Source organism: Bartonella sp. AS69XJJH, assembly GCF_042195585.1.
GTDB lineage: Bacteria > Pseudomonadota > Alphaproteobacteria > Rhizobiales > Rhizobiaceae > Bartonella.
The window spans coordinates 1-539 of record NZ_JBHIOO010000150.1 but is presented as its reverse complement, the minus strand read 5'-3'; the positions used below and the strand labels follow the sequence as shown (position 1 = coordinate 539).

At 40.8% G+C, this 539-nt stretch carries 1 protein-coding gene; it reads right to left on the bottom strand.

What is annotated here, in order from left to right:
- Nucleotides 1-539 (bottom strand): DnaB-like helicase C-terminal domain-containing protein (locus tag ACFIK6_RS10275; protein ID WP_375642792.1); only part of this gene is annotated, 539 nt, incomplete at both ends.

The following is a 539-nucleotide window of genomic DNA, read 5'->3' as shown; positions in this document are numbered from 1 at the left end:
ATTCCTGTCGGACCATGGCGTTGTTTTGCTATAATAACCTCGGCTTTACCCTTGGCTTGTTCCATTGCCTCTTGCCACTTGCTATACTCAGCAGTGCCTTCTTTCGGTTCTTCATTTTTGAGATAATATTCTTCACGATAAACAAACAGAACAATGTCGGCATCTTGCTCAATTGAACCAGATTCACGTAAATCAGAGAGTTGTGGACGTTTATCGGTTCGGTTTTCTACTTGACGTGAAAGTTGTGACAAAGCAATGATGGGAATATTGAGTTCTTTTGCAAGTGCTTTTAATCCAGTGGTAATGGCTGTAATTTCTTGAACGCGATTTTCTAATGAACGCTTTGAACCGCTTGTCATGAGTTGGATATAATCGATAATCAAGACATCTAGACCATGTTGTCGTTTAAGACGCCTTGCACGGGCGGACAATTGTGCAAGGGATACACCACCCGTTTGATCAATATAAAGAGGGATTGTTTGTAAGGAACGCATTGCGTGAATAATTTTTGCAAATTGCTCTTCTGAGATATTACCACG